Genomic DNA, 274 nt, shown 5'->3' on the forward strand with positions numbered 1-274 from the left:
AAGAAAACCTGTCCTAATCTTTCGTGTAAAGTAACACTTAACTGTTTTTATTAGAACATTAATAATTTTCCGCATATGTTGCGGCATACGTTTGCCACACACCTCGCCCAAAAAGGGATGCCGCCAAAAACGGTGTTCAGTAACATATTGGTGTACTCATCAACGGTTCCTTCATTCCAATGTCCACAAAATATATAGACGAATTAACCTTCACTTGAAAAAAGAAAAGAGAAATTATCCAGCTCTTTCTTATTTAAATTAAAGTCATAAAGAA

At 34.7% G+C, this 274-nt stretch carries 1 protein-coding gene; it reads left to right on the forward strand.

Going from position 1 to position 274, the window contains the following annotated elements; all coding sequences use genetic code 11:
• Positions 1-75 precede the first annotated feature (75 nt).
• Positions 76-198, forward strand: coding sequence for a hypothetical protein (locus P6709_RS20610; protein WP_442905378.1), 123 nt, complete (start codon positions 76-78; stop codon positions 196-198).
• Positions 199-274: the final 76 nt, after the last annotated feature.

Origin of the sequence: Jeotgalibacillus sp. ET6, assembly GCF_029667115.1 — a bacterium.
In the GTDB taxonomy this organism is placed as follows: domain Bacteria; phylum Bacillota; class Bacilli; order Bacillales; family Jeotgalibacillaceae; genus Jeotgalibacillus.

What these genes read in the sequence shown, in the direction of transcription:
- P6709_RS20610 (WP_442905378.1), top strand. Translation starts at nt 76, where the DNA reads ATGTTGCGGCATACGTTTGCCACACACCTCGCCCAAAAAGGGATGCCG.